Source organism: Arenibacter palladensis, from assembly GCF_900129275.1.
Classification (GTDB): Bacteria; Bacteroidota; Bacteroidia; order Flavobacteriales; family Flavobacteriaceae; genus Arenibacter; species Arenibacter palladensis.
Genome location: NZ_FQUX01000003.1, coordinates 51,988 through 72,353, shown reverse-complemented (window position 1 = coordinate 72,353; position 20,366 = coordinate 51,988). Strand labels below are relative to the sequence as shown.

The window sequence follows — 20,366 nt, the reverse complement described above, 5'->3', positions numbered from 1 at the left end:
GCGGCATACAGGCGTAATCGCAATCGGAATAGGGTAGGGCTCAAATTCTGGCGACTTTATACAGGTATTCTATCGTCAGTTCGAGTGAAATGGCAACCATTTTGTATTGAGAGCTGGATATGTGTAGTTGGTCTTCTTGTCGATACAATTTTATTTCGTTTTTCTCCATAAAATCACTCGAAGTGACAGGCTGTAACTCTACCCGGCACGTAGAATCTTCTCCATCTTTCTTCCTTTTGCCAGCTCATCCACCAGCTTGTCCAAATACCGTACTTGTTGCGTTAAGGTATTTTCAATTTCCTCTATCCTATAGCCGCAGATTACCCCGGTAATGAGGTGGGCATTGGGGTTTAATTTTGCCCTTTGGAAGAATGTTTCAAAGGTTACCTTCTCATTAATGAGTTCTTTTATTTTATTTTCATCAAATCCAGTAAGCCATTCTATCACTTGGTGTAATTCCTCTTTCGTTCTGTCTTTCTTCTCCACTTTTGTTACATAATGTGGATATACTGACGAGAAGGTCATTTTTGCAACTCGCTCATTGTGTTCGGGTGTTGTTTTCATTACTTATACTTTATTGTTGATCCAATTGTTTTACTTGTAATTCCATTTGCGTATCACTTACTTCAAGCATTACCATGTCCCCATATTTTAAGCCTTCTATCCAAGGAAGTAAAAGCTCCAATATGGTCGGGTTCTGAAAATGATCTGCTTTGGTGGCAGGATCTGGCATATAAATTAAACCCTCATAGGTAGTTTCCTTAAATTGAAGGAATACATCGAAAAAGTAAAAATTTTCTGGGGGAATGTATTCGGACCAATTTACATTCTCTAGAAAATATTTCGGTTTTTTTATTTTAAAAATAAACGGAGCAATGTCTAAATTGATGGTCCCCAGAAAGTATTGACTTAGGTCTAAGCCTTTTTGCAAAAAATATTTGTATTGGGCCTTTAAGGTGCCATGGGGATAACGAGGGTCCCTCGCCTTCCCGGAAGCAACCCCATGGCCTTGGCATACAATAGCTTTAACCTTCATTATTCTTTATTTTAAATGGCAACTTGTTTGCCTATGTATTTCTGGGCGGGTTTATTATGCTCTTTCTTGGGATATTTTTAAATGCACCTTTCTCCCGGTTCCGATGATTATTTCAATAATTTCTTCTATGTCCTTTTTGGATGTCCTGAAATTCACAATGCAAGCTCTCAAAGAATATTGGCCGTTAACAATGGCATTGGATAAAAATACTTCGCCACCTGTTTGTAATTCATTCAATATAGCCTCATTTAAGGTATTAAGATACTCCTTATGGTCAATATTCTCTAAAGGGACATATCTGAAAGTGGTAATGCTTAAATTCTGGGATACCGCTTCCAATTCAGGATGTTGGTCGGCCAAGTCATATAACATCTCAGAAAGCTCAATATCTTCACTGATCAGTTTTTTATAACCACTTCTGCCTACTTGTTGCAATGCCAGCCAAACTTTTAAAGCTCTAAAGCCTCGTGAGTTTTGTAGTCCGTACTCATAAAAGTTTTGAGCCTTATCCTGACCACTTTTACTAAAATTATAATATTCTGGATGTGAACTAAAGGTGTCAATTAAATGCTGAGGGTTTTTCACCAAGGTACAACCAGCTTCCAGTGGACTGTACAGCCATTTATGGGGGTCTAGGGCAATGGAATCTGCATCTTTAATTCCTGTGAACAGGTGTTTGAGTTTAGGGACTATTGCAGCAGGGGCGCCATAAGCACCATCAATGTGGAACCACAGATTATATGTTTTGCAAATAGCTGATATGTCGCTCAAATTATCAACAACCCCTGTACTTACATCCCCGGCCGTACCCACTACCATTAGGGGTAGATAACCATTTTCCAAATCTTTTTTTATGGTGTTATCCAGTGCCTTAGTCTCCATTTTATTGGAAGCATCCGTTGGTATCCATCTAACGGATTTTGTGCCCAACCCAAATAAAATTACGGCTTTTTCAATCCAGGTATGCGTTGTTTTGGAACAGTATACCGTTAATTTATTAGATGTATTTTGAATCCCATCTTCCTTAATGTTCTGTGGTGCTTTTGCTGTTCTAGCCGCTAGAAATGCGGTGAAATTTGCCATGTTGCCGCCACTGACCAATATCCCGCCATAGTCTGATGGGACTCCTATAAAATCGCATAGCCATTTAATTGTTTGTTTTTCAATTTCAGTAGCTATGGGACTTAATATTTGTGCTCCAACATTCGGATTTACGGATGATGCCAATAGATCGGCCAAGGCGCCAATTGGGGCTGCAGATGAAGTAATATATCCCAAAAATTTAGGGTGTCCGTTAAGCAAGGAATGGTTGAACAGTAAATCTGTTGTTTTAGCAATTAATTCAGCCGCAGGCCTACCATTTTCGGGTAGGGATGTATTTCCCAATAAGTCCTGCAATTGACTAGGACCTTCATTAGGTGTAACAGGTTTCTGATCTATGGACCCTATAAAATTGGAAATATCATCAATCAATTGATATCCAATTTTTCGAAACTCCTTCTTATCCATTTCAATGGTTGATCTCCTACTTTTGGCCATAGTATTACTTTTTTTTGGATGTTCGTTAATACAATTGGTTCATAAAATTAAAAAGACATGGCTTTGTCCAAGCATAAAAAGCTAGAGGAAATTTGAATGGAAGTGGGTACAGGTAATTATTAGCAATAAAAAATACCTATTAACATTTAGCCTCCTCATGGTTATTCACCATGACTTTCCAATAATTCCTTATACACCTTCTTCATCACTTCCGTTTTACCTACATCCTCTGCCATGGCATTGGTGGTAAACATCATAACTCCGGTCGACTTCCCAGCTAAACCACCACGTAATACCGTTTCAAAGGCTTCCTTGGTAACTATGCCAGGTTCATTGTAGGCCTGGACAATGGGCCATATTTTGGGGTAAGCACCAAGTTCTGCATCTATCTTTTTGCCAAACCATACAATGTTATCTTCCACCCAATTGGGTTCTCTCCCCATTCTTTGATGGTAGACCATAGGTGAAAAAACATCCACCGTTTTCTTTAGAAGATCGTAATCCAAACCCAAAATACGTTCCCTAGCACCGTTAAATTCGTCATCGTCCCAAGGACAATGATAAAGACCAAGAAGGGCGTTGGGTTTAATTTCGGCCATAATGCTTTTAATGTTGGTAGTCCAATCGTAAATAACCTCGCAGCGCCATTTGCGCCAAGCTGGTTCATGGTTGGTAAGGATATATTCAGCCTTTTCTGTGGTAGTGGCATCTGGCAAACGTATATTGTAATCTTTTGAAAAGCTATTTAGACATTGTTTGCAAAAGCAAGTTTCCGGTAAAATGGGTTCGGGGTCTTCAAATTGGGCGTGCCAGTGTACATAGTCCATCCAAACCCCATCCAGATCATACTCTAGAAGTAAGTCGCGCAACTGATCAAAGCGGTATTTTCTAAATCCGGGTTCGGTAGGACAGACACCCATAAACCAGGTGGCAGCCTCAACTTTTGTGCCCTTGTCATTTATGGCCCAGGCCTCTGGATGTGTATCCACGTAACCTTTACCGTTTAAGGTGGCGAATTCGGCATATACCATGGCGCCTTCGGCCCTTGCGCGGATAATCATGTCCTCGTTAATGGACCCGCTGTGGACAAATATGGCATTTACCCCAAGCTCATTAAGTTTATACCCTTTTTCCCAAAGGGGTTTGGGATTCCCATAGACTCCTTTAATCTCTACGGTTTTAGTTGTAGTTGATCCACAGGATACAAATCCGAGCGTGGAAATAAGGTATAGGTAAATATATCGTAGTTTTAGGTTAGTAGCCATACCTTTAATTTTTTGAGAATTAATTTACAACTTCCTTTAAAATATTGTTGCTTCAAAGGGCACAATAAGAATGTGGATCTACCTAAAATTGCTGAATTTTGTTCAATAATGGGTGAAATACCTATTTTATGCCCCCAAAAGCCCCAAAACACATATTCTTATGCAATATCTCCACCTTGCTGAAGCCTAGCTTTTTCATAAGGTCCAGCTGATAGTTCATGGATCTGGGAGAATCCTCTTTGTCCACGTAGTCCAACACTTTTTTCCTGTAGTCCTTTCCCCCCAGATCCTCTAAATAGTCCCCATATCTTTCCCAAGTGTAATCATTGAGTATTTCGCTGTCCTGTGTGATTAGGTCCGAAATCATAAAACATCCTCCCGGTTTTAGTAGGCCATATATTTTTTTAAAGGTGGTTTCCCAGTCGTGATCGTCCCTAAGATGGTGCAATACGGCTCCTGCCAGAATTATATCAAAATGGTTTTCCTTTAGGTGAACTTCTCTTACATCTCCTTTTACCACATGCACCTTTTTGGTGGTTTGGTTAGAAACTCTTTCCAAGGCCTTGTCCAACATGGGTCCACTAAGGTCCACCAAAGTACATTCCAAGTTGGGAAGCTTGGAGAGCATTTTTAGGGAATAGTTTCCTGCGCCACATCCAATGTCCAATAATTGCTGGGCATTGGGTACGATTCTTTTGGCCGCTTCGGTAATGAGTTCCAAAGAAATTTTTGCGTCGATGGTGGTAAGTTGTCCAGTGTCCAAATTGGAAAAGCGCTCCACATCCTTGTCGAACCGTTCCCTGATCTCCGCTATGGTAGATTTTTTCATTTCTTGCAAAGTCTATTTAATTTCTTATGATTCGTACAGTGCCATTATTTTTTCCCAAACACTATCGCTTACTGGCATCCCGTTCTTTAGATTTTCTTCGCGGGTAAGGGCACTTCTTTCCCCGGGATAATAAATTTTGTCTCCGGCCTGCATGGGTTCCACGTCATGGGTATAATCAATAATTTCGTTCAATAGTTTTTCTTGCAGCTCCTTGTCCTTAAAAACCTCCTGGTAAATGCAGAGGTATACTTGGGATATTCCCGTTTCAAAATCTTTTTGCCCTACTTTATAAGTAGAATTCCCGGCGGACAATAGGGTGGCCAACATATCCAAAATTATGGATAGGGCAGAACCTTTCCAATAGCCAATGGGCAAACCACGTTCCTTTAATGTAATCTTCTCGGGATCGTTGGAAAGTTCGTCATTGGCATCCCACCCCCCTGGAAAGGGTAGTTTTTTGCCCCTAAGTTTATAGTCGTTAATTTTTCCAAAGGCGAACTGGGAAATGGCCATGTCCAATACTACATTTCCTCCCTTCCTAGGAATGGATACAATGAACGGGTTGTTGCCAATCCGGCTGTCTTTACCGCCCCAAGGCGGCATATTGGGCTGTGTATTGGTGAATAGGATGGAGATGCAACCTGCATCCGCTGCCAACTTTCCATAGGTACCCCCACGCATCCAATGATTGGTGTTGCGTAAGGCCACTAGGCCCATGCCGTGTGTTTTGGCCAGTTCCACGGCCCGTTGGGTACACTTGGTAGCATTGATGATTCCCGGGCCATAATTGCCGTCCCACCGTTCGATACTGCCAAAAGATTCCACTTTTTCTGCTTCGGCCATAATTTTAACGCTGCCGTTTTCAACATATTCCAGAAAAAGGGGCACCCTGTTGATACCATGGGAATTTACACCGGACAAGGTGCTCTCGGTATAGGTTTGGGCCAGTAAGTTGGCCTTTTCCTTGGGAAACTTATACTTTAGGAACAGTTTGTAGAGTACATCCTGCATGTGTTGGGAGGTAATTTGCATGGTTTTATTCGTTTGGTATTAATAACTTTTGATGAATGGCTCCGTTGTCAATATTTATACTTAATCAAATTCATGTCTGAACTGCTTCCATTTAAATGCGCCAAATCTTCTAAAGTGGTTTATTAGTGAAATAATTAAGCAGGTAAATTTATGATTGAGTTTTTTAAAAATACTACTTTTTATATTTGAATTCTCAATTTACGTAATTCCAATAGGATAATCAATTGGTAATCAGGTATTCATTTGGAACTAAAAGAGATTATTTCAACAAATAAATCTATCCCTTAATCAGAAGTATTATTATTTTATTGACATTTATTTTACATTTGATTAACTTTTAATTAACATTTGATTCATGATGAATTTTTTGCAACCTATTGTAAACTAAAATTGTTATGATTTTCTCAGGAAATTCATGATCTCATTTTCGTTGACGGGCTTTGTTAAGTTTTCCGAAGCGAACAAACTGATTTAAGAGTTTCCCATTAATTTATGGCATCTAATTGATTAAAACTTATGAAGAAAAAATTAACTCCGAAATATGTTCTTAAACTATTGAGTATTATTATTACAACCTTTGTAATATTAAGCACAGTTGGAAAAGGTCTTCAATTATATATAGATAATAAATTAATAAGGTTTTTTGTCAAGTTATTTTATTTGGATAATGAAATGGCTATTCCTACATTTTATTCGGCATGTGCCTTAATGATTTCAGCCTTAATACTTCTGGTTATTGGGTTTAAAAAGAAGGAAATGGGAAATAAACATTTATCTTGGATAGGGTTGGGACTAGTCTTCATGTTCTTAAGTTTTGATGAAATTTGTGTGATACATGAACATTTATCGGGAATGGTTCAAAATTCATTTAAAACAACTGGATTTTTATATTATGGTTGGGTAATACCCTATGGCATTCTCATTTTATTTCTGGGTATTACTTATTTCAGGTTTGTTATGGATCTCCCCTCTAAAGTAAGGTTTTACATTATACTGTCTGGAGCTATTTTTTTAATGGGAGCTGTTGGAATAGAAATGGTGACTGCCAAGATTGATTATTTACAAGGTGAGGAAAATTGGGCATATATAATATTGATGACTATTGAGGAGGCGATGGAAATGTTCGGAATAGCGTTATTTATTTATACACTATTCTTATATATTAATATTGAATTTGGAGCCTTAAAGATAACAGTAAAGGGTAAAAAGAGTTTGAAAGATGCCAAAGGAATACATCCACAAGACCAATTTAATTCCATTAATACCCTTTGAAATCAAGTATAGTATTAAGCATTACCACAATATTTACCATTAAAAGAGTGTGACACATATTTAAGCTACCGGACAAATTTGTTGTTTTGAGGCTATTTGAGTCGTACTTAACATCTCATGTTGAAGTAAATTACATTAAGGTGCTCTCGGTATAGGTTTGGGCCAGCAACTGGGCCTTTTCCTTATGAAACTTATACTTTAGGAACAGTTTGTAGAGTACATCCTGCATGTGTTGGGAGGTAATTTGCATGGTTATTTATTTGTTTAATTGTTGATAGTAAACAACAATCCTTCCGGCTGTTGTGATTATAGGTTAATTATGGGCGATAATCTATTTTTCAATGAGCAAATTCTCCAAGTACGTCAGTGCTGAGGCTATTAAATTTTTCCGATTCTTGGCCTTTTCTTTAAAGGAAAGGAGGGTCTTTCTATTTATCTTCCTTCCTTTAATAAAAATGGATGAAGGGTTTTCCAATGTGGATAATTCCATTAATGGGTTATTATCTACCAGTAGCAAATTGGCTACCTTACCCTCTTCAATAGTTCCCAGTTGGTTCATAATGGAATGTGTTTGAGCAGCATTTACCGTGGCCGTTTTCAAAACTTCGTAATTGGAAAGTCCTGCCTCTTTGTAAAATGCAAGTTCTTTATGAATTGAAAATCCAGGCAGTGTAACTCCTATTCCTGCATCGGTTCCACATATAATTGGAACCCCGGCCTTGTGGAGTTGGGCAACGATTTCCAAATGAAAATCGTGCTGATTTTTTATTCTATCCACCACACTGAAATCTTCCATCTTGGCATTGTGCCAGCGGTTAAATTGATTTTTACTATCTACTTTTTTGATGAGTGGATTCATATAGGATAAGGGTTCCGCCTCTAAAATGGAATCATTTATCATCATCTGATAAATATTGTTGAACACCGTTAGCGTTGGGCAATAACTGCTATGTTTTGAATTGGAAAGAGAATCGATTATAGATTGTAGTTTAATGGTGTCTAAATTGAACTGCAAAGGTTGTTGCACAATTTCTTCGGCGTGTTCCATAGATTTGATCTGTGGGTTTAAGTGATATGAAAAGGGCACTTTCTGTGAAGGGTGGGCAACGATATCCATTTTGGAAATGGCAGCCTGTTCTACAACGGCATCAAATATATCCCTGTTCAAGCCGTAATAGGTTTTAATAAAATCATAGCCTCTGTCCTTATATGAAATCACTTTATCTTTGGCTTCACTGGGACTTGTTAAATTTAAATTATCGTCACCTATAAATTCCGGCCCTGTGAGCTTTGGCCCCGTTGTGTAAAAGTGGGGGGAAAGTATTTTGTCATTGTTTACGTCTTCCTTGATCCTTAAATGCATTGGTATACCCCATACATTTCTAACCGCAGTGACACCATTGGCAAGGTACAGTCCAAGTTCGTATTTGTCCCATACGTGCACATGCATGTCTATGAGTCCGGGGAGTAGAAATTTACCTTGGGCATCAACAATCTCTACTTCTTTGTCGGGTAGGCTTTCGGAGATACTTTTAATGATACCATCTTGGATATACACCATTTTATTGGCCAAGACAGTATCTTGAAGCATTGGGATTATGTTTACATTGGTTATAAGATAGGTTGAGTTATTGGAAGCCGGCACATTCTTGATTTTCAAATAACGCGTCCCCATTTTGTCCAGCCCCAATGCAATGATGGCAGCTATAATCACCATACCAACAATCCCAAAGAAAATTTTCAAAAGACGTTTCAATAGTTTCATTTATCCAATAGGCGCTAAAATGCTGGTGTAAAATTAATATTAATGTTTTGGTAACTAATTTAGTAAATACATATCGAACCTGCCCAATTGAACCTAGAAATTCAGGCCTGTCAGGATTTTAGGTCTAGGAGGGTTATACAGGATAGGAATAGTGACGGACAAAAAGCAAGAAGTTTTTTCTTAGGAATAGGTGAGGACCAAATTGAGATCTGTACTAGCTATTGGTTCTATCTTTCTGATTCAGTAATCCGTAGATGATATTGATGGGGAAAATAATTTGACCTAAGATTGTGCACTGGCGAATACTCCTGATAAAGCTATATAAAATAGTATAGATTTCTTCATGAGAGGCGTAAAGATGTGACTTAATACAATATTTTCAAATCCAATTTCAGATTTAATACAATCTATTTTGGCAATTAAGTACAATAGTCTCCTAGAACCATGCGTTACAGGTTTTAAATTGCTAATTTTAGATCAAGAAGCGGTTATGAATTTTTGGGAGGAGTCTTTAATTTTCCATAATATTCTACATCTACTAATTCCTTGGTCTCCAATCTAAATTCTCTGCGCAATATTCCTTCCAATTCAAATCCTTTTTTTTCGGCTACGCGTTTACTACCAATATTTTCAGTTCCAATTCTTAAAAATATTTTTTCCATCTTCAGATTTTCAAAGCAATATTTAATGGTTTCATCAATGGCTATGGACATTATTCCTTTTCCTTCATATGCCTTGTCTATAAAATAACCTAATTCACATTTTGGAACCCGCCAATCGATATTTTTAACAAACATCATACCTATCAAATCTTGTTGGGAATAAATTCCCAAGGCATAAATTTCCTTCTTTTTTGTTTTTTGCGTTAACTCCTTTAAATAATTGATAGTCGAACCAATATTTTCGTTCTTTTTTAAGGTAAGGGGAAAATATCTAGCTAATCTTTTCTTATTTCTGTTTATCAGGCTAAATAATTCTTTCGCCTCTTTTTGTGCTATTATTTGGAGATGGATTTTATTCATAATTATAGCCAATGGTTAGTATATGTAATGGGGATAGGATACTTGCAGTAACATTTTGCTATCGCCTTTTATTTTGTTTGCCGCTCATTACAAATATTCGCAAACTTTCGTTTTAACTCTTATGGGGAATGTTTCAAACACCCTGTTGCAAGACGTTTCATTTATCAACTAATTTTGAGTAAATATCTAAACTAATAAATTCTCCATTTTTAATTTCACAATCTTGCATAGTTCCTTCCCAATTGAATTTTAGTTTAGCAAGAGCTTTTTTACAATTCACATTTTTAGTCTCCACAAAACCTTCAATTCTATGTAATCCTATACTAGTGAATGCGTGATTAAGGATTAGGGGCATTACCTCGGTCATAAGTCCTTTTCCCCAATTTTCTGGCATCAGCCAAAAACCGATTTCTGCCTTTCTATTTTCTTTACTGATATTGTTTAATCCTCCTGCTCCAAGAAATCTGCCATCCTCTTTTGAGCAAATAGCCCACCAAATTCCGGTTTCATTTTTTTCCAGGTCGGCAAACCAGGCCATTTGTTCTTTCGTTGCTTCCATACTATTAAAACTAATTCCGTAGTACTTAATAATATCGGGGTGTGAAAGCCCTTTAAAAACATTTCCCAAATCCGAATCAACAAATTGTCTTAGGGCTACCCTTTCAGATTCTAGAGCTGGAAATGTACTTTTCATTTTATGTTCGGTTTTAATTATTTAAAAGATCGTAATTTATTTTGGTTTCATATCCGTTGTATGAATCATTGAAACAATCCACTTTATCAATATTTTTTAATTTTTCAATTCGTTCAGAAACGGGGTTGGCAACCCATGCCTCCATTATTTTTTCGATAAACATATTTTCATCATCGGTTTTTTCAATGAATGCAATTATGTTACCCTTGTTATTATTTTTTAAGTCAATTTCACAATAACCAATTGTTAGTTTTTCACTATTGTCAGAAGTCAAAAATGATAAGGTATCCAATACTTTGTAAATCCTGTTATTTTTAGAGTCATACTGGATCCTGGAATAGATAACAAGGTCTCTGTTTTTATTTTTTAAATGAAGTAATTTGAATTTAGGTTCAATTTCATCATTAAAAAAAGTAGTATCGGATACCTTTTCAAAATTGGCTAGTTGGTTTAAACTCCAATAATCTTTAAACTGTGTTCCAACTATTGATTCTGAATGTTTTTCCTTACATCCTGTACTAATGATTACTGTAAATAGAAAAAGTAATTTTGTCATTTTAAGAGGGTGCAAATTTGATTTCATTTATTCAAAATTTTTGTTTTTTCCATGCAAAATATTCTTCAAAAAAGGTCCAACTACAATCTCGTATAACCGTTAGTTAAGGGTGTCTATACATTGACTTTTGGTTTGGCACTAACGTTGGTAATTCCGGTAGAATTTACGCATTGTCCCGTCTATGATATTTTTAATCATTTTGCTGTTATTTGATAGGGTGTTTCGGGAAAACCAAAAAGAATTGCTTTTTCCTCGTCAATTTCCTTAATTCCGATAAGTGTACTTCTTTCTCCATTTTCATACATCGAAGCAAAATATGTTCCCTGAAGTTTTTCCAACACTAATTTTTGACCCTCTATATTAAGTCTTTTGTTGATTTTATTTATTGTTGGATTATCCAAAATCTTATTAAACACGAAGGGGAATTTTTCATCATTCCATTCAGCTTCGAATTCGAGTTCCTGAATTTTCTTTGCGGTCAATTTTGTTTTTGTAGGTCTTATTCTTTCGTAATCCGTAGCGAATTCAGTATCAGCTGTAAGCGATTCTGTTTCGCTAATGGCTGTATGGGTTTTTCCCATTCTGAATATTCTTATCCGATTTTCATTTATAAACACACATTTGGTTTCAGAAAAATTTTCATTCCTTTCATGTACTTTTTCTGTTAATCCGTCAACGCTTATTTTCTCTAACTTAAAGTGAATAATTTGGGTGTTTTCAAATTCAATAAATTCAGGCGGACAATAATCGGACCCTTTTTTAATCATTAACCAAGTTCCATGAAATATCTCCACTTTATAAATCTTTATTACGGTTTCCCATCATAGAGCAAAACGGTTGGGTTATTAAAAGTAGGAGAGCAAACTATCGTTTGCTTTCCGCAAATCAGATAACAAAACCTTTCCGATTTTGAGATTTCGGAAATTTGGACAAAATTTTGGAATAGAAACCGGGGCCTTCATTACTTCAAAGGTTTTAATGTCAACATTTAAATCTTTTCCAAAAATTCCATCAATTTCATTTTGGCGTCTCGTTTAGCTTTAAAATCTCCATCGTCATTTCCGCCAAATTCATATTCATAATTTTTTCCACTAATATTAATTGTTCCAGTTCTATAACTGGTATTGTCATCGGGATTACTAGAAATTAAGTGTCCAGCGTTTTCATATTTTATATTCTGAAAAGAGTATTTAAAACTATTGGCTTCCAATCTTTTTTCTATCATATCTGCCATTATGGATGATGGCCAAACCTGATCATCGTGTCCAGAAAAAAGTAGAATAGGTCCATTGATCTTTTCTACTTTGATAGCCGCTTGTTCAATGAAATCTGTTTTTTGCAACCCCTTTTTCCAATACTCTACCATTTTAATTTTATTCGATTCGTTTCCTGAGATCTTATTCATAGGCACGTATGGAATATCAACCCCTTTATATTTCCAGCTCGATTTCAATTCGTTGGAATTGTATGGTAAAACTGTATTTGACCAAGAGACAGCGCTTGGTGCGTAGGCAACAACTCCACTAATAGATTCAGGGAATATGGAAGCAAGGACTAAAGCTAATTCCGCATTTCTCGATGCTCCCATTACAATTATTTTATTTGGATCAACTTCTGGCTGTATTTTTAACCATGCCAAAGCTTTTTCAAAATATTCTAAATTAATTTCCTCGGGTAATTTGGGTAAGCCTTCCCTTTGGGTATATGGTAATGATAAACCACTATATCCGCTGTTCGCAAACTGTTGCCCCCAGTAATCTCCCCAGGGTCCTCCTCCAATCAAAACTATTGATACTTTTTTCTTGGTATCGGTTTTTACAAAATAATTTGCCTGAAAACCATTTTCATTTATGGGTCTTGGCTTTACACCACTAAATAGAATACTGTCCGCTATAAAATATGCAGCAATTAAGAATATTAGTATTCCGATCCCAATAATGTATTTTCTGTTTTTGATCATTTAATGGTTGTAGCTAGCAATTATATATGACCATAGATCATATATTTTTAATACACCCAATATAGGAAATCTTTAAAATCCATTTGTGTTTTGCCCCGTATTTAGACTAAAAATTCAGGATTGCCGTAGGTGTTTTTATCAAGCCTGGATTTTGCCAAACTATATTAATGTGATTTCTCCATTGCTGCATTGGCACTTTTGTAAAAAGGAATGCTGAGCAGCCATTTCTTATCCTTGGCAGATACACTAAGCGTAATTCCTTCCGAATTCTCCGATTCTATCTTCGCCTTTATTTTCGGAATAGCTTTTTCTGAAGGCATAAGTAACCAAACAAAAGTAGCATCGGAAGTTATATTGGTAGTATATGAACTTGTTATATTGGGTTCATAAATATTGTATTCCGGACTATACCAGCCTTGGATTTCTGGTGTTTCCTGCCCTTTGATAAACTTTGGGTTAATTTTTTGCCTACCTACAGGGATAATTGCGAGGTTTCCCCTTGCATTAATCGTCTTCACAATGGACCTTTCTTTTTCCATCATATTATCAGGATGCCAGTGCCAAAGGGCTTCAACGGTGCGTGGCCTGTCCGTTTCCACCCTATCTACCACTACCCAAAATTCTCCACGTACATACAAAACTGCCCGGGTATGTTTTACAGCGCCTTCCAAATCCATAAACGCATCAAAAGAATTGCTGGCATAGTCAAAACTTGTTGTTATTTTATACTGTTCTTCTCCCAATGGCTTTTCCGCCAGCGGTGGTCCATTTACCTGACCCTTGCCGTCTATCAATAAAATATTGTGTGCGGCACTGCTTTTGGCATAGGGACGGAATTTTTCAGCTACCTCACCGGTATAGGCGAATCTTCCCGAGTCTACCAGAAAATCCTTTCCATAAGCCGAAACAGAAAGGTGTACCTTGTCGTTATGTTGATGGCCACTGCCCCAAGGTCCTATATCAAAAAACGACCAATGGGCATCCCGGTCGAAGCCACTTCGGGAAACAAAATGCCCTGCCCAAGGATAAAAATAGGAGGGGCCATCCATTGGCTGGCGACCTGTTTCTCCATTGGTGACAATGTATTCCCAATCTTCATGATCAAATTTTTGGGCGCCTTTCATTATAAGGCTGTGATCACTGCCCCTATCTCCGTCATTGTTCATTATTCTATAACCACTTGGTCTTACCATATGGGCAATGTATCCATACATGGCCTCAATGGTACGGTTGTAGAAATCGGGCAACTTCTTATTGGCCCTCTCGCAGATTTCCTTGAAAAGTTCAAAATTGTTTAGGGATACATTATGGTAATGCGAACTTAGTTCGGTTTGTACCCCATCTGGATATACCTGATCTTTCATGCTTTCCACCATAGTTTCAATGGCATAGTCCAACCATTCTTCCGCATTTTTATATTCTGGAAAATAGGCCGCAACAGTAGCCAAAGCAGAAATTTCCATGGTAAGCCAATTATTGCTGCTGTGAAAATTTCTATTGTAATGGGCATGATCGGGTAAACTACTGAGCATTAGTAGTTGTGTGGCAGGGGAAATATATTCGCTCTCCAATAAGCCATAAAATATTCTGGACCATATCTTGGCACGGGCAGCAACCTCCAATCCACGCCAAACGGAAGTGCTAGTTTTTACCCCGGGATAGGGCATTCCCATGATGATAAAATCTTTTAAAAATAGGTCTATGTATTGGGCATATTTTGGGTTGCCGGTTTCCAGATAAGTGTGGAACACTCTGTTTAACTGACTGTGCCTATTGGAAAGCCAAGCCCATTCCTTATCGTTATTGGGGCCTTTGTAGTACCAGTCGCGATGCCCATCTTCAAGATAGGGAACCTTTCCCCGTACATTTTGCACCACAAAAACATTGTTTAAAATGGTATCGATCTCCGCTATACTGAGGTTGGTTTTTGCAGGTTGTGTTTTGCGTAGGTCCATTGCCGTACTGGCGTTTTTATAATAGTCCAATAATTCATGGCATGCCTGTACCATATTCCCGCTGATATGTGCCTGTTTCACTTTCTCCAACCCAGGATAGTCAAGATTAAATTGATCCAGCATGTTTGCTATGGTCCAGGGGTAAATGGAGCATACTTCTTCAACGGTATTGATGGCCTTCCAATCTTGCTGTGCGGTAACATTTTTTTGGATGCAGAAAATGAAAATAAATAGTGATAAGGGCTTGATGATCTTGAACATAGACTTATGGTTGACTAAATTTGTTTATGGCGATGGTTTTGGCTGTATCCGCCTGGGTACTCCAAATGTGAAGCTTTCCTTCCCGGTCTACCTGAAGCCCAACGGCCGAATTAAAATCGACCCCATTTTTGCAGACAAAGGTTTTGGAACGGATTTTCTGCATAATGGGCTCAAAAGATTCAAGTTTGCTCACAAGGATCAAATCTGCTGTCCCTAGAGAATCCTTCTTATAAAAGCCTAGGGCATAAATGGCTGTGCCGTCTTTGATAAGGTTAATGGCCTGGTAACCTCCCCATTCCTCGGGTGCAGTAAAACTATACAGGAATTTATGTTCCCCATTATTAGGTTTTATATAGTAGAAGTCCCAGTTGCGGGAGTCCCAATTTGCTACTACTGCCAAATAATGATTATCTAAGGCCAATAATCCCGTTGCTCCGGCGGTTTGCCGTTTAGGTTCGCCTTCCCTGGCTATGGTAACACTGGGCTGGGCCTTGGCCAAATCATTATTTTGGTAATTGTAAAGGCAAACCTTGGAAGTGGTTTTAAGGATATTGTCCTCAATGCCAACAATCATATAAGGTTCACTGACTTGAATCCCCCCGGCATGCCGGAAAGGATCTTTCATTAGCGTAAATACGGATTCAGATTTACGTGTGGTTAGATCTATCTGTAATACATAGGCCTTGGATCGGGAACTCCCGGAAACAAGCAATTTTTCTGTTCCGTTTTTATTTATGAGTTGCACCCCTTGAAAATGACCATGGCGGTGAGGCACTTTAATTCTGTTGTTGATGAGGATCACTTCCGGTTCCACACTAATTGCATCAAAAGCTTGGGGTACATTGGCTAGCTGCTGCCCAAAGCCCAGTATTGGATATACCAAAAAATTGGCTATCAGAAACATCCTTAAGAATCGACCTAGTGCTTCCAAAACAAAATCAATTTAGTTCTTATCAATTTATTGAGCTTCTTTATGGTGTACCATCGCCATTAACAAAAATATAACCAAGGCATGCCTATTCATTTTCAACCTAATGGGCCAAAGTCCTATTGTTTTGAAATGTAAATATGGGCAATTTTTATAGTTTAAACGATTAAATATCTATCTTGGAACTGATTTTTTTCAATTTTTATCCAAAATTCCATTATGTTCAAAATATATAAACCTCAAGTCCTTACCCTTGGAATAATGCTAATGTTTTTATTTAACTCCAGTAATGGTTGGTCCCAAACCAATTATTCCATCTTGGATTTTTGGAAATATTATTCGGATGCAGAGAATCAACTTTACAAGGAACAGGCCGAAATATCGTTTCAAAGTCTTATCAAACGAAAGGAATCCATATCGAAGCTGCAAACGAAAAATGATTGGGAAGGTCATCAGCAAGTAATAAAAGAGAGGTTGCACGCGTCTATAGGGGACTTTCCTGTAAAGACCCCGTTAAATCCTGTAATTACCAAAAGGATTAAAAAGGATGGGTATAGCATAGAAAAATTATATTTCGAATCTATGCCGGGGGTAAAGGTAACAGCTGCTTTTTTTATTCCTCAAGGCAAAAGGAGGAACCTGCCGACTATAATATATTGCAGTGGTCATAGCGATTTGGCTTTTAGAAGTGATATCTATCAACATGTTATTCTCAATCTGGTAAAAAAGGGCTTTGCTGTGTTTGCATTTGATCCCTATGGGCAAGGGGAAAGATCGCAGTATTTTGATCAGAACCAGGGCAAGTCACGCTTTAGTCCAACGCGTGAGCATTCCTATCCCGGGGCACAGTTGTTTGTCAACGGGGAATCCACTGGTAAATATATGATTTGGGATGGAATTAGAGCAGTAGATTATTTACTTAGCCGTAAGGAAGTGGATCCAAAACGTATTGGTATTACTGGTAGGTCTGGAGGGGGAACACAGTCTTCCCACATTGCGGCCTTCGATGAGCGTATTAAAGCTTCAGCCCCGGAATGTTATATCACCAGTATGGAATACCAATTAAAATCTGGAGGGCCGCAAGATGCTGAGCAGAATTTCCCCAGAGGTATCCAACTCGGTTTGGACCATGCCGATCTTTTAGAGGTAAGGGCACCAAAACCAACTTTGATGATCACCACAACTCGTGATATTTTTAGTATTCAAGGGGCACGGGATACCTATCGGGAAGCGAAATTGACCTACAAAGCCTTTGACATGTCAGAAAATCTCATGATGGTGGAGGACAATGCAGGGCATCAATCTACCCTAAAAAATAGGGAAGCCATGTATGCTTTTTTTCAAAAGCATTTGGACAATCCCGGAGATCCCAAGGATGAGGAAGTAGTTATTTTTCCAGTAGAGGAATTGTATGTTACGGAAACGGGTCAACTTTCAACATCGGTAGGCCGCAAATTTTTGTTTGATGTAAATAGCGATCTGACAAAGAAAAATATGGAGGTATTGAAGGGGAGTAGGCAGAATATGGACCAACATTTAATCGATTTAAAACAAAAAGTTCAGACAATAACGGGGTATAGCCAAAGTACCAGAAAAGGCGAATTGCTTTTTTCAGGACAAACAGAGTTCGAAACCTATTACCTCAATAAATATTTGATAGAGCTGCCAGGGAACAACCTTATTCCCTTCGTAGCCTTTGTGCCCAAGCAATCCACCAAACGGTCGGTCCTATATCTTGATGATTTGGCGAATAAAAAGTCGGACGCAGCATATGCCATTCCCATAGAAATGGCCAAAAAAGGTATTACCGTAATTGTCCCTGATCTTCCTGGCTACGGTGAATTGGGGCCTGGGTATTTAAAAGGTGATGCCTATTTTGAAAATACCTCCTACAATCAATGGTTTGCAGGGATATTGAACGGAAAAAGTACGATTTCCTTACATGTGGAGGCCATAGAAACGCTGCTGGAAGTTTGCAAGGCAGATTTAAAATTGGACGATAAAGAATTTATGGGAATATCTAAAGGGGGCTTTAATTCCAGTTTATTACATGCTGCGGCCTTAGGAATAGATTTTAAGAGCATGCTGTTTTTGGACCCGATGCCTTCTTTCCAATACGTTGTTTCCAACAAAGACTATAACCCTGCCCATATACCTTTTACGGTTGCTGGGGCCTTACCACATTACGACCTACCCGATTTGACTGCCGCTTTTGCTCCACGAAAATTGATGCTGGTTGTGGAGGCGGATGGAGGAGCAATGGACTCTGTGTACTCGCAGGCCTATGATTTTGTGAAGGAACATTATAAATCCTTGAACAAGGCCAATAATTTCGCCATAGAAAAGATTGAATCAGAAGAGGGAACAATGGATACACTTGATAAATTCCTATCCAACCTTTAAGTAACCATTAGTGTCATGTAAATAAATCTATTGCCTTCACTGGGAATTCTGGGCCTAGTAGGTCATAAAGAAAACTAGGTTATGATTCAACTGGAGGTGGGTTTAAAACCCATATTAATTACAAAATATCACCATATCCATGGTAAAGTAAAAATCGGGAAACTTTATAAGGTAGAAATCAACTAATTTATTGCTGTGCCTTCGGCTGATTTTGAAGTCGCGGGTCTTTGGATTTAATAGTGACCGGCTTATTTTCCATGACCTCTGTAATTCTCTCCATGGTCTCCAATTCAAGTCTATGCATTGCTTCATGGGTATAAAAAGTCAAGTGGGGCAGTAGGATCACATTGTCCATTTCGTAAAGCTTTTTTAACGGATGGTTCATTTTGTTCAATGGCTCCTGGCTGTATACATCAAGTCCAGCGCCGGCAATTTGTTTTTTCTCCAAGGCATTCAAGAGTGCCAATTCCTCTATCAAGGCACCTCGGGCAGAATTGATAATGATAGCGGTTTCTTTCATTACCGAAAACTCCTTGGACCCAATCAGATGTTTGGTTTCATTGTTCAAAACGGCATGAACGGAAATAAAATCGCACTCCTTAAGCATTTCGGAGAGGTCATCATATTTCTGAATACCCCTTTTTGCCAATTCCTCTTCGGATTTGCTGGGGTCGTAACCAATAACTCTTGCCTTAAAACCCGGACCCGCCATCCTTGCCATGCTACTTCCTATTTTACCACAACCAATGATACCGAGTGTTTTTCTGGCAATATCATGTCCCAACCACTCGCTACTTGGCCATACCCAAGCTTTGCTGTTCATTTGTTTTTGTAGCGTTGGCAGCTTTTTGGCCAGTGCAATAAGCATGGCAAATGCCCCTTCTGCTACAGTCTCCTCTGCGTATTCCGGAATATTGACCACTACGATGCCCCGTGCGTTGGCAGCAGGGATATCTATTGCATCTATTCCAACCCCATATTTTATAATTGCCTTGAGCCTTTTTGCCGAATCTATGACATTCTTGGTAATAGGGGTGTAGCACATTAAAAGGATGTCGCAATCCTCTAATTCTTTCATTAGGTTTTCTTCTGATACCCCATCAGGGAGCAAAACCAGATCATGTCCATTTTTCCTAAGGGTTTCGTCTACAAATGGAGTTTCGAGCTCCATATCGGTTCTTACTATTTTCATATTATGGTATAATCGGTAATGGTTGGTTTCCTCAAATAGGCAAATTATTGGTTAAAACAAATATAGCAGAAATGCTACTAGATATTAAATGTAGTATTCCGAGGATTGTTTAATTTCCTTTAGTACAAAGGTACTGTTGAGAACACCGATATTTTCAATTTTTGACAGCTTGGTCTTAACAAAGTCATGATATTCCTCAAGACTTCTAGTATGGATTTTTAATATAAAATCTACCTGTCCGGCCAAATGGTAACATTCCTGTACTTCATCCAAACTCTGTACCTGTGCCTCAAATTTCTCTATAAAGGCTTCGTTGTGATATCGCATGGACACTTGGCAAATAACGGTTATGGAGCGGTCTATTTGCTTTTTGTCCAGTATGGCCACATATTTTTTAATAATACCTTGTTTTTCCAGTCTACGAACTCTTTCGTAAACGGGGGAGGGGGTAAGATTAAGGATCGCGGCGATTTCCTTTGCCGTTTTTTTGGAATCTTTTTGTAAAATCCTTAGAATGGTAATATCGGTTTGATCTAATTGCTCCATAGTGTTGGGAAAAATTACTTTAAAACTTATATCTTTATATTGATAAAAGTAATTAAAACTTTTTAATTGATATAATCAAGTGATAATTACTTAATTATATCCATTATTTAA

18 protein-coding genes are annotated in these 20,366 nt (G+C 38.1%); 2 read left to right on the top strand and 16 right to left on the bottom strand.

Going from position 1 to position 20,366, the window contains the following annotated elements:
• Positions 1-198: 198 nt before the first annotated feature.
• The 6 genes from BUA60_RS10330 to yiaK all read right to left on the bottom strand — a co-directional run bounded on the left by BUA60_RS10330 (position 199) and on the right by yiaK (position 5,701).
• Positions 199-564, bottom strand: a complete 366-nt coding sequence (locus tag BUA60_RS10330) for a DUF2200 domain-containing protein (RefSeq protein ID WP_072861713.1) — start codon at positions 562-564, stop codon at positions 199-201.
• 10 nt (positions 565-574) lie between these two features.
• Positions 575-1,036 carry a hypothetical protein gene (locus BUA60_RS10325; RefSeq protein WP_072861712.1) on the bottom strand — a complete coding sequence of 154 codons (462 nt, stop codon included), beginning with the start codon at positions 1,034-1,036 and terminating at the stop codon, positions 575-577.
• A gap of 54 nt (positions 1,037-1,090) precedes the next feature.
• Positions 1,091-2,575 (bottom strand): pyridoxal phosphate-dependent decarboxylase family protein, encoded by a 1,485-nt coding sequence (locus tag BUA60_RS10320; RefSeq protein WP_072861711.1) that lies wholly within the window; start codon positions 2,573-2,575, stop codon positions 1,091-1,093.
• A gap of 161 nt (positions 2,576-2,736) precedes the next feature.
• Positions 2,737-3,840, bottom strand: coding sequence for a hypothetical protein (locus BUA60_RS10315; RefSeq protein WP_072861710.1), 1,104 nt, complete (start codon positions 3,838-3,840; stop codon positions 2,737-2,739).
• 121 nt (positions 3,841-3,961) lie between these two features.
• The gene (locus BUA60_RS10310) at positions 3,962-4,669 is read right to left on the bottom strand and encodes a class I SAM-dependent methyltransferase (protein WP_072861709.1); all 708 of its coding nucleotides are present in this window, start codon (positions 4,667-4,669) and stop codon (positions 3,962-3,964) included.
• Between the two features lie 24 nt (positions 4,670-4,693).
• Complete coding sequence (yiaK, locus tag BUA60_RS10305; protein ID WP_072861708.1) at positions 4,694-5,701, bottom strand: 3-dehydro-L-gulonate 2-dehydrogenase; 1,008 nt, start codon at positions 5,699-5,701, stop codon at positions 4,694-4,696.
• 516 nt (positions 5,702-6,217) lie between these two features.
• Between yiaK and BUA60_RS10300 the strand changes: the two genes are divergently transcribed.
• Positions 6,218-6,973 (top strand): hypothetical protein, encoded by a 756-nt coding sequence (locus BUA60_RS10300; protein WP_072861707.1) that lies wholly within the window; start codon positions 6,218-6,220, stop codon positions 6,971-6,973.
• A 331-nt stretch (positions 6,974-7,304) separates the two neighbouring features.
• Here the strand turns inward: BUA60_RS10300 and BUA60_RS10295 are convergent, their stop codons facing one another.
• From BUA60_RS10295 to BUA60_RS10260, 8 genes are all read right to left on the bottom strand, one after another.
• Positions 7,305-8,738, bottom strand: a complete 1,434-nt coding sequence (locus BUA60_RS10295) for an amidohydrolase family protein (protein ID WP_072861706.1) — start codon at positions 8,736-8,738, stop codon at positions 7,305-7,307.
• A 488-nt stretch (positions 8,739-9,226) separates the two neighbouring features.
• Positions 9,227-9,760, bottom strand: coding sequence for a GNAT family N-acetyltransferase (locus BUA60_RS10290; protein ID WP_072861705.1), 534 nt, complete (start codon positions 9,758-9,760; stop codon positions 9,227-9,229).
• Positions 9,761-9,917: 157 nt separating this feature from the next.
• Positions 9,918-10,454, bottom strand: a complete 537-nt coding sequence (locus BUA60_RS10285) for a GNAT family N-acetyltransferase (protein WP_072861704.1) — start codon at positions 10,452-10,454, stop codon at positions 9,918-9,920.
• Between the two features lie 13 nt (positions 10,455-10,467).
• Positions 10,468-11,037, bottom strand: coding sequence for a hypothetical protein (locus BUA60_RS10280; protein ID WP_072861703.1), 570 nt, complete (start codon positions 11,035-11,037; stop codon positions 10,468-10,470).
• A 167-nt stretch (positions 11,038-11,204) separates the two neighbouring features.
• Positions 11,205-11,804 carry a hypothetical protein gene (locus BUA60_RS10275; protein ID WP_143153169.1) on the bottom strand — a complete coding sequence of 200 codons (600 nt, stop codon included), beginning with the start codon at positions 11,802-11,804 and terminating at the stop codon, positions 11,205-11,207.
• Positions 11,805-11,998: 194 nt separating this feature from the next.
• Positions 11,999-12,970 (bottom strand): acyl-CoA thioester hydrolase/BAAT C-terminal domain-containing protein, encoded by a 972-nt coding sequence (locus tag BUA60_RS10270; RefSeq protein ID WP_072861701.1) that lies wholly within the window; start codon positions 12,968-12,970, stop codon positions 11,999-12,001.
• Positions 12,971-13,134: 164 nt separating this feature from the next.
• Entirely contained in the window at positions 13,135-15,186 is a 2,052-nt protein-coding gene (locus tag BUA60_RS10265; protein WP_072861700.1) for an alginate lyase family protein, read from the bottom strand.
• Between the two features lie 4 nt (positions 15,187-15,190).
• Complete coding sequence (locus BUA60_RS10260; RefSeq protein WP_143153168.1) at positions 15,191-16,117, bottom strand: hypothetical protein; 927 nt, start codon at positions 16,115-16,117, stop codon at positions 15,191-15,193.
• A 216-nt stretch (positions 16,118-16,333) separates the two neighbouring features.
• Between BUA60_RS10260 and BUA60_RS10255 the strand changes: the two genes are divergently transcribed.
• Positions 16,334-18,517, top strand: coding sequence for an alpha/beta hydrolase family protein (locus BUA60_RS10255; RefSeq protein WP_072861698.1), 2,184 nt, complete (start codon positions 16,334-16,336; stop codon positions 18,515-18,517).
• A 187-nt stretch (positions 18,518-18,704) separates the two neighbouring features.
• Here the strand turns inward: BUA60_RS10255 and BUA60_RS10250 are convergent, their stop codons facing one another.
• Positions 18,705-19,709 carry a 2-hydroxyacid dehydrogenase gene (locus BUA60_RS10250; protein ID WP_072861697.1) on the bottom strand — a complete coding sequence of 335 codons (1,005 nt, stop codon included), beginning with the start codon at positions 19,707-19,709 and terminating at the stop codon, positions 18,705-18,707.
• A gap of 84 nt (positions 19,710-19,793) precedes the next feature.
• Entirely contained in the window at positions 19,794-20,255 is a 462-nt protein-coding gene (locus BUA60_RS10245) for an Lrp/AsnC family transcriptional regulator (protein ID WP_072861696.1), read from the bottom strand.
• Positions 20,256-20,366: the final 111 nt, after the last annotated feature.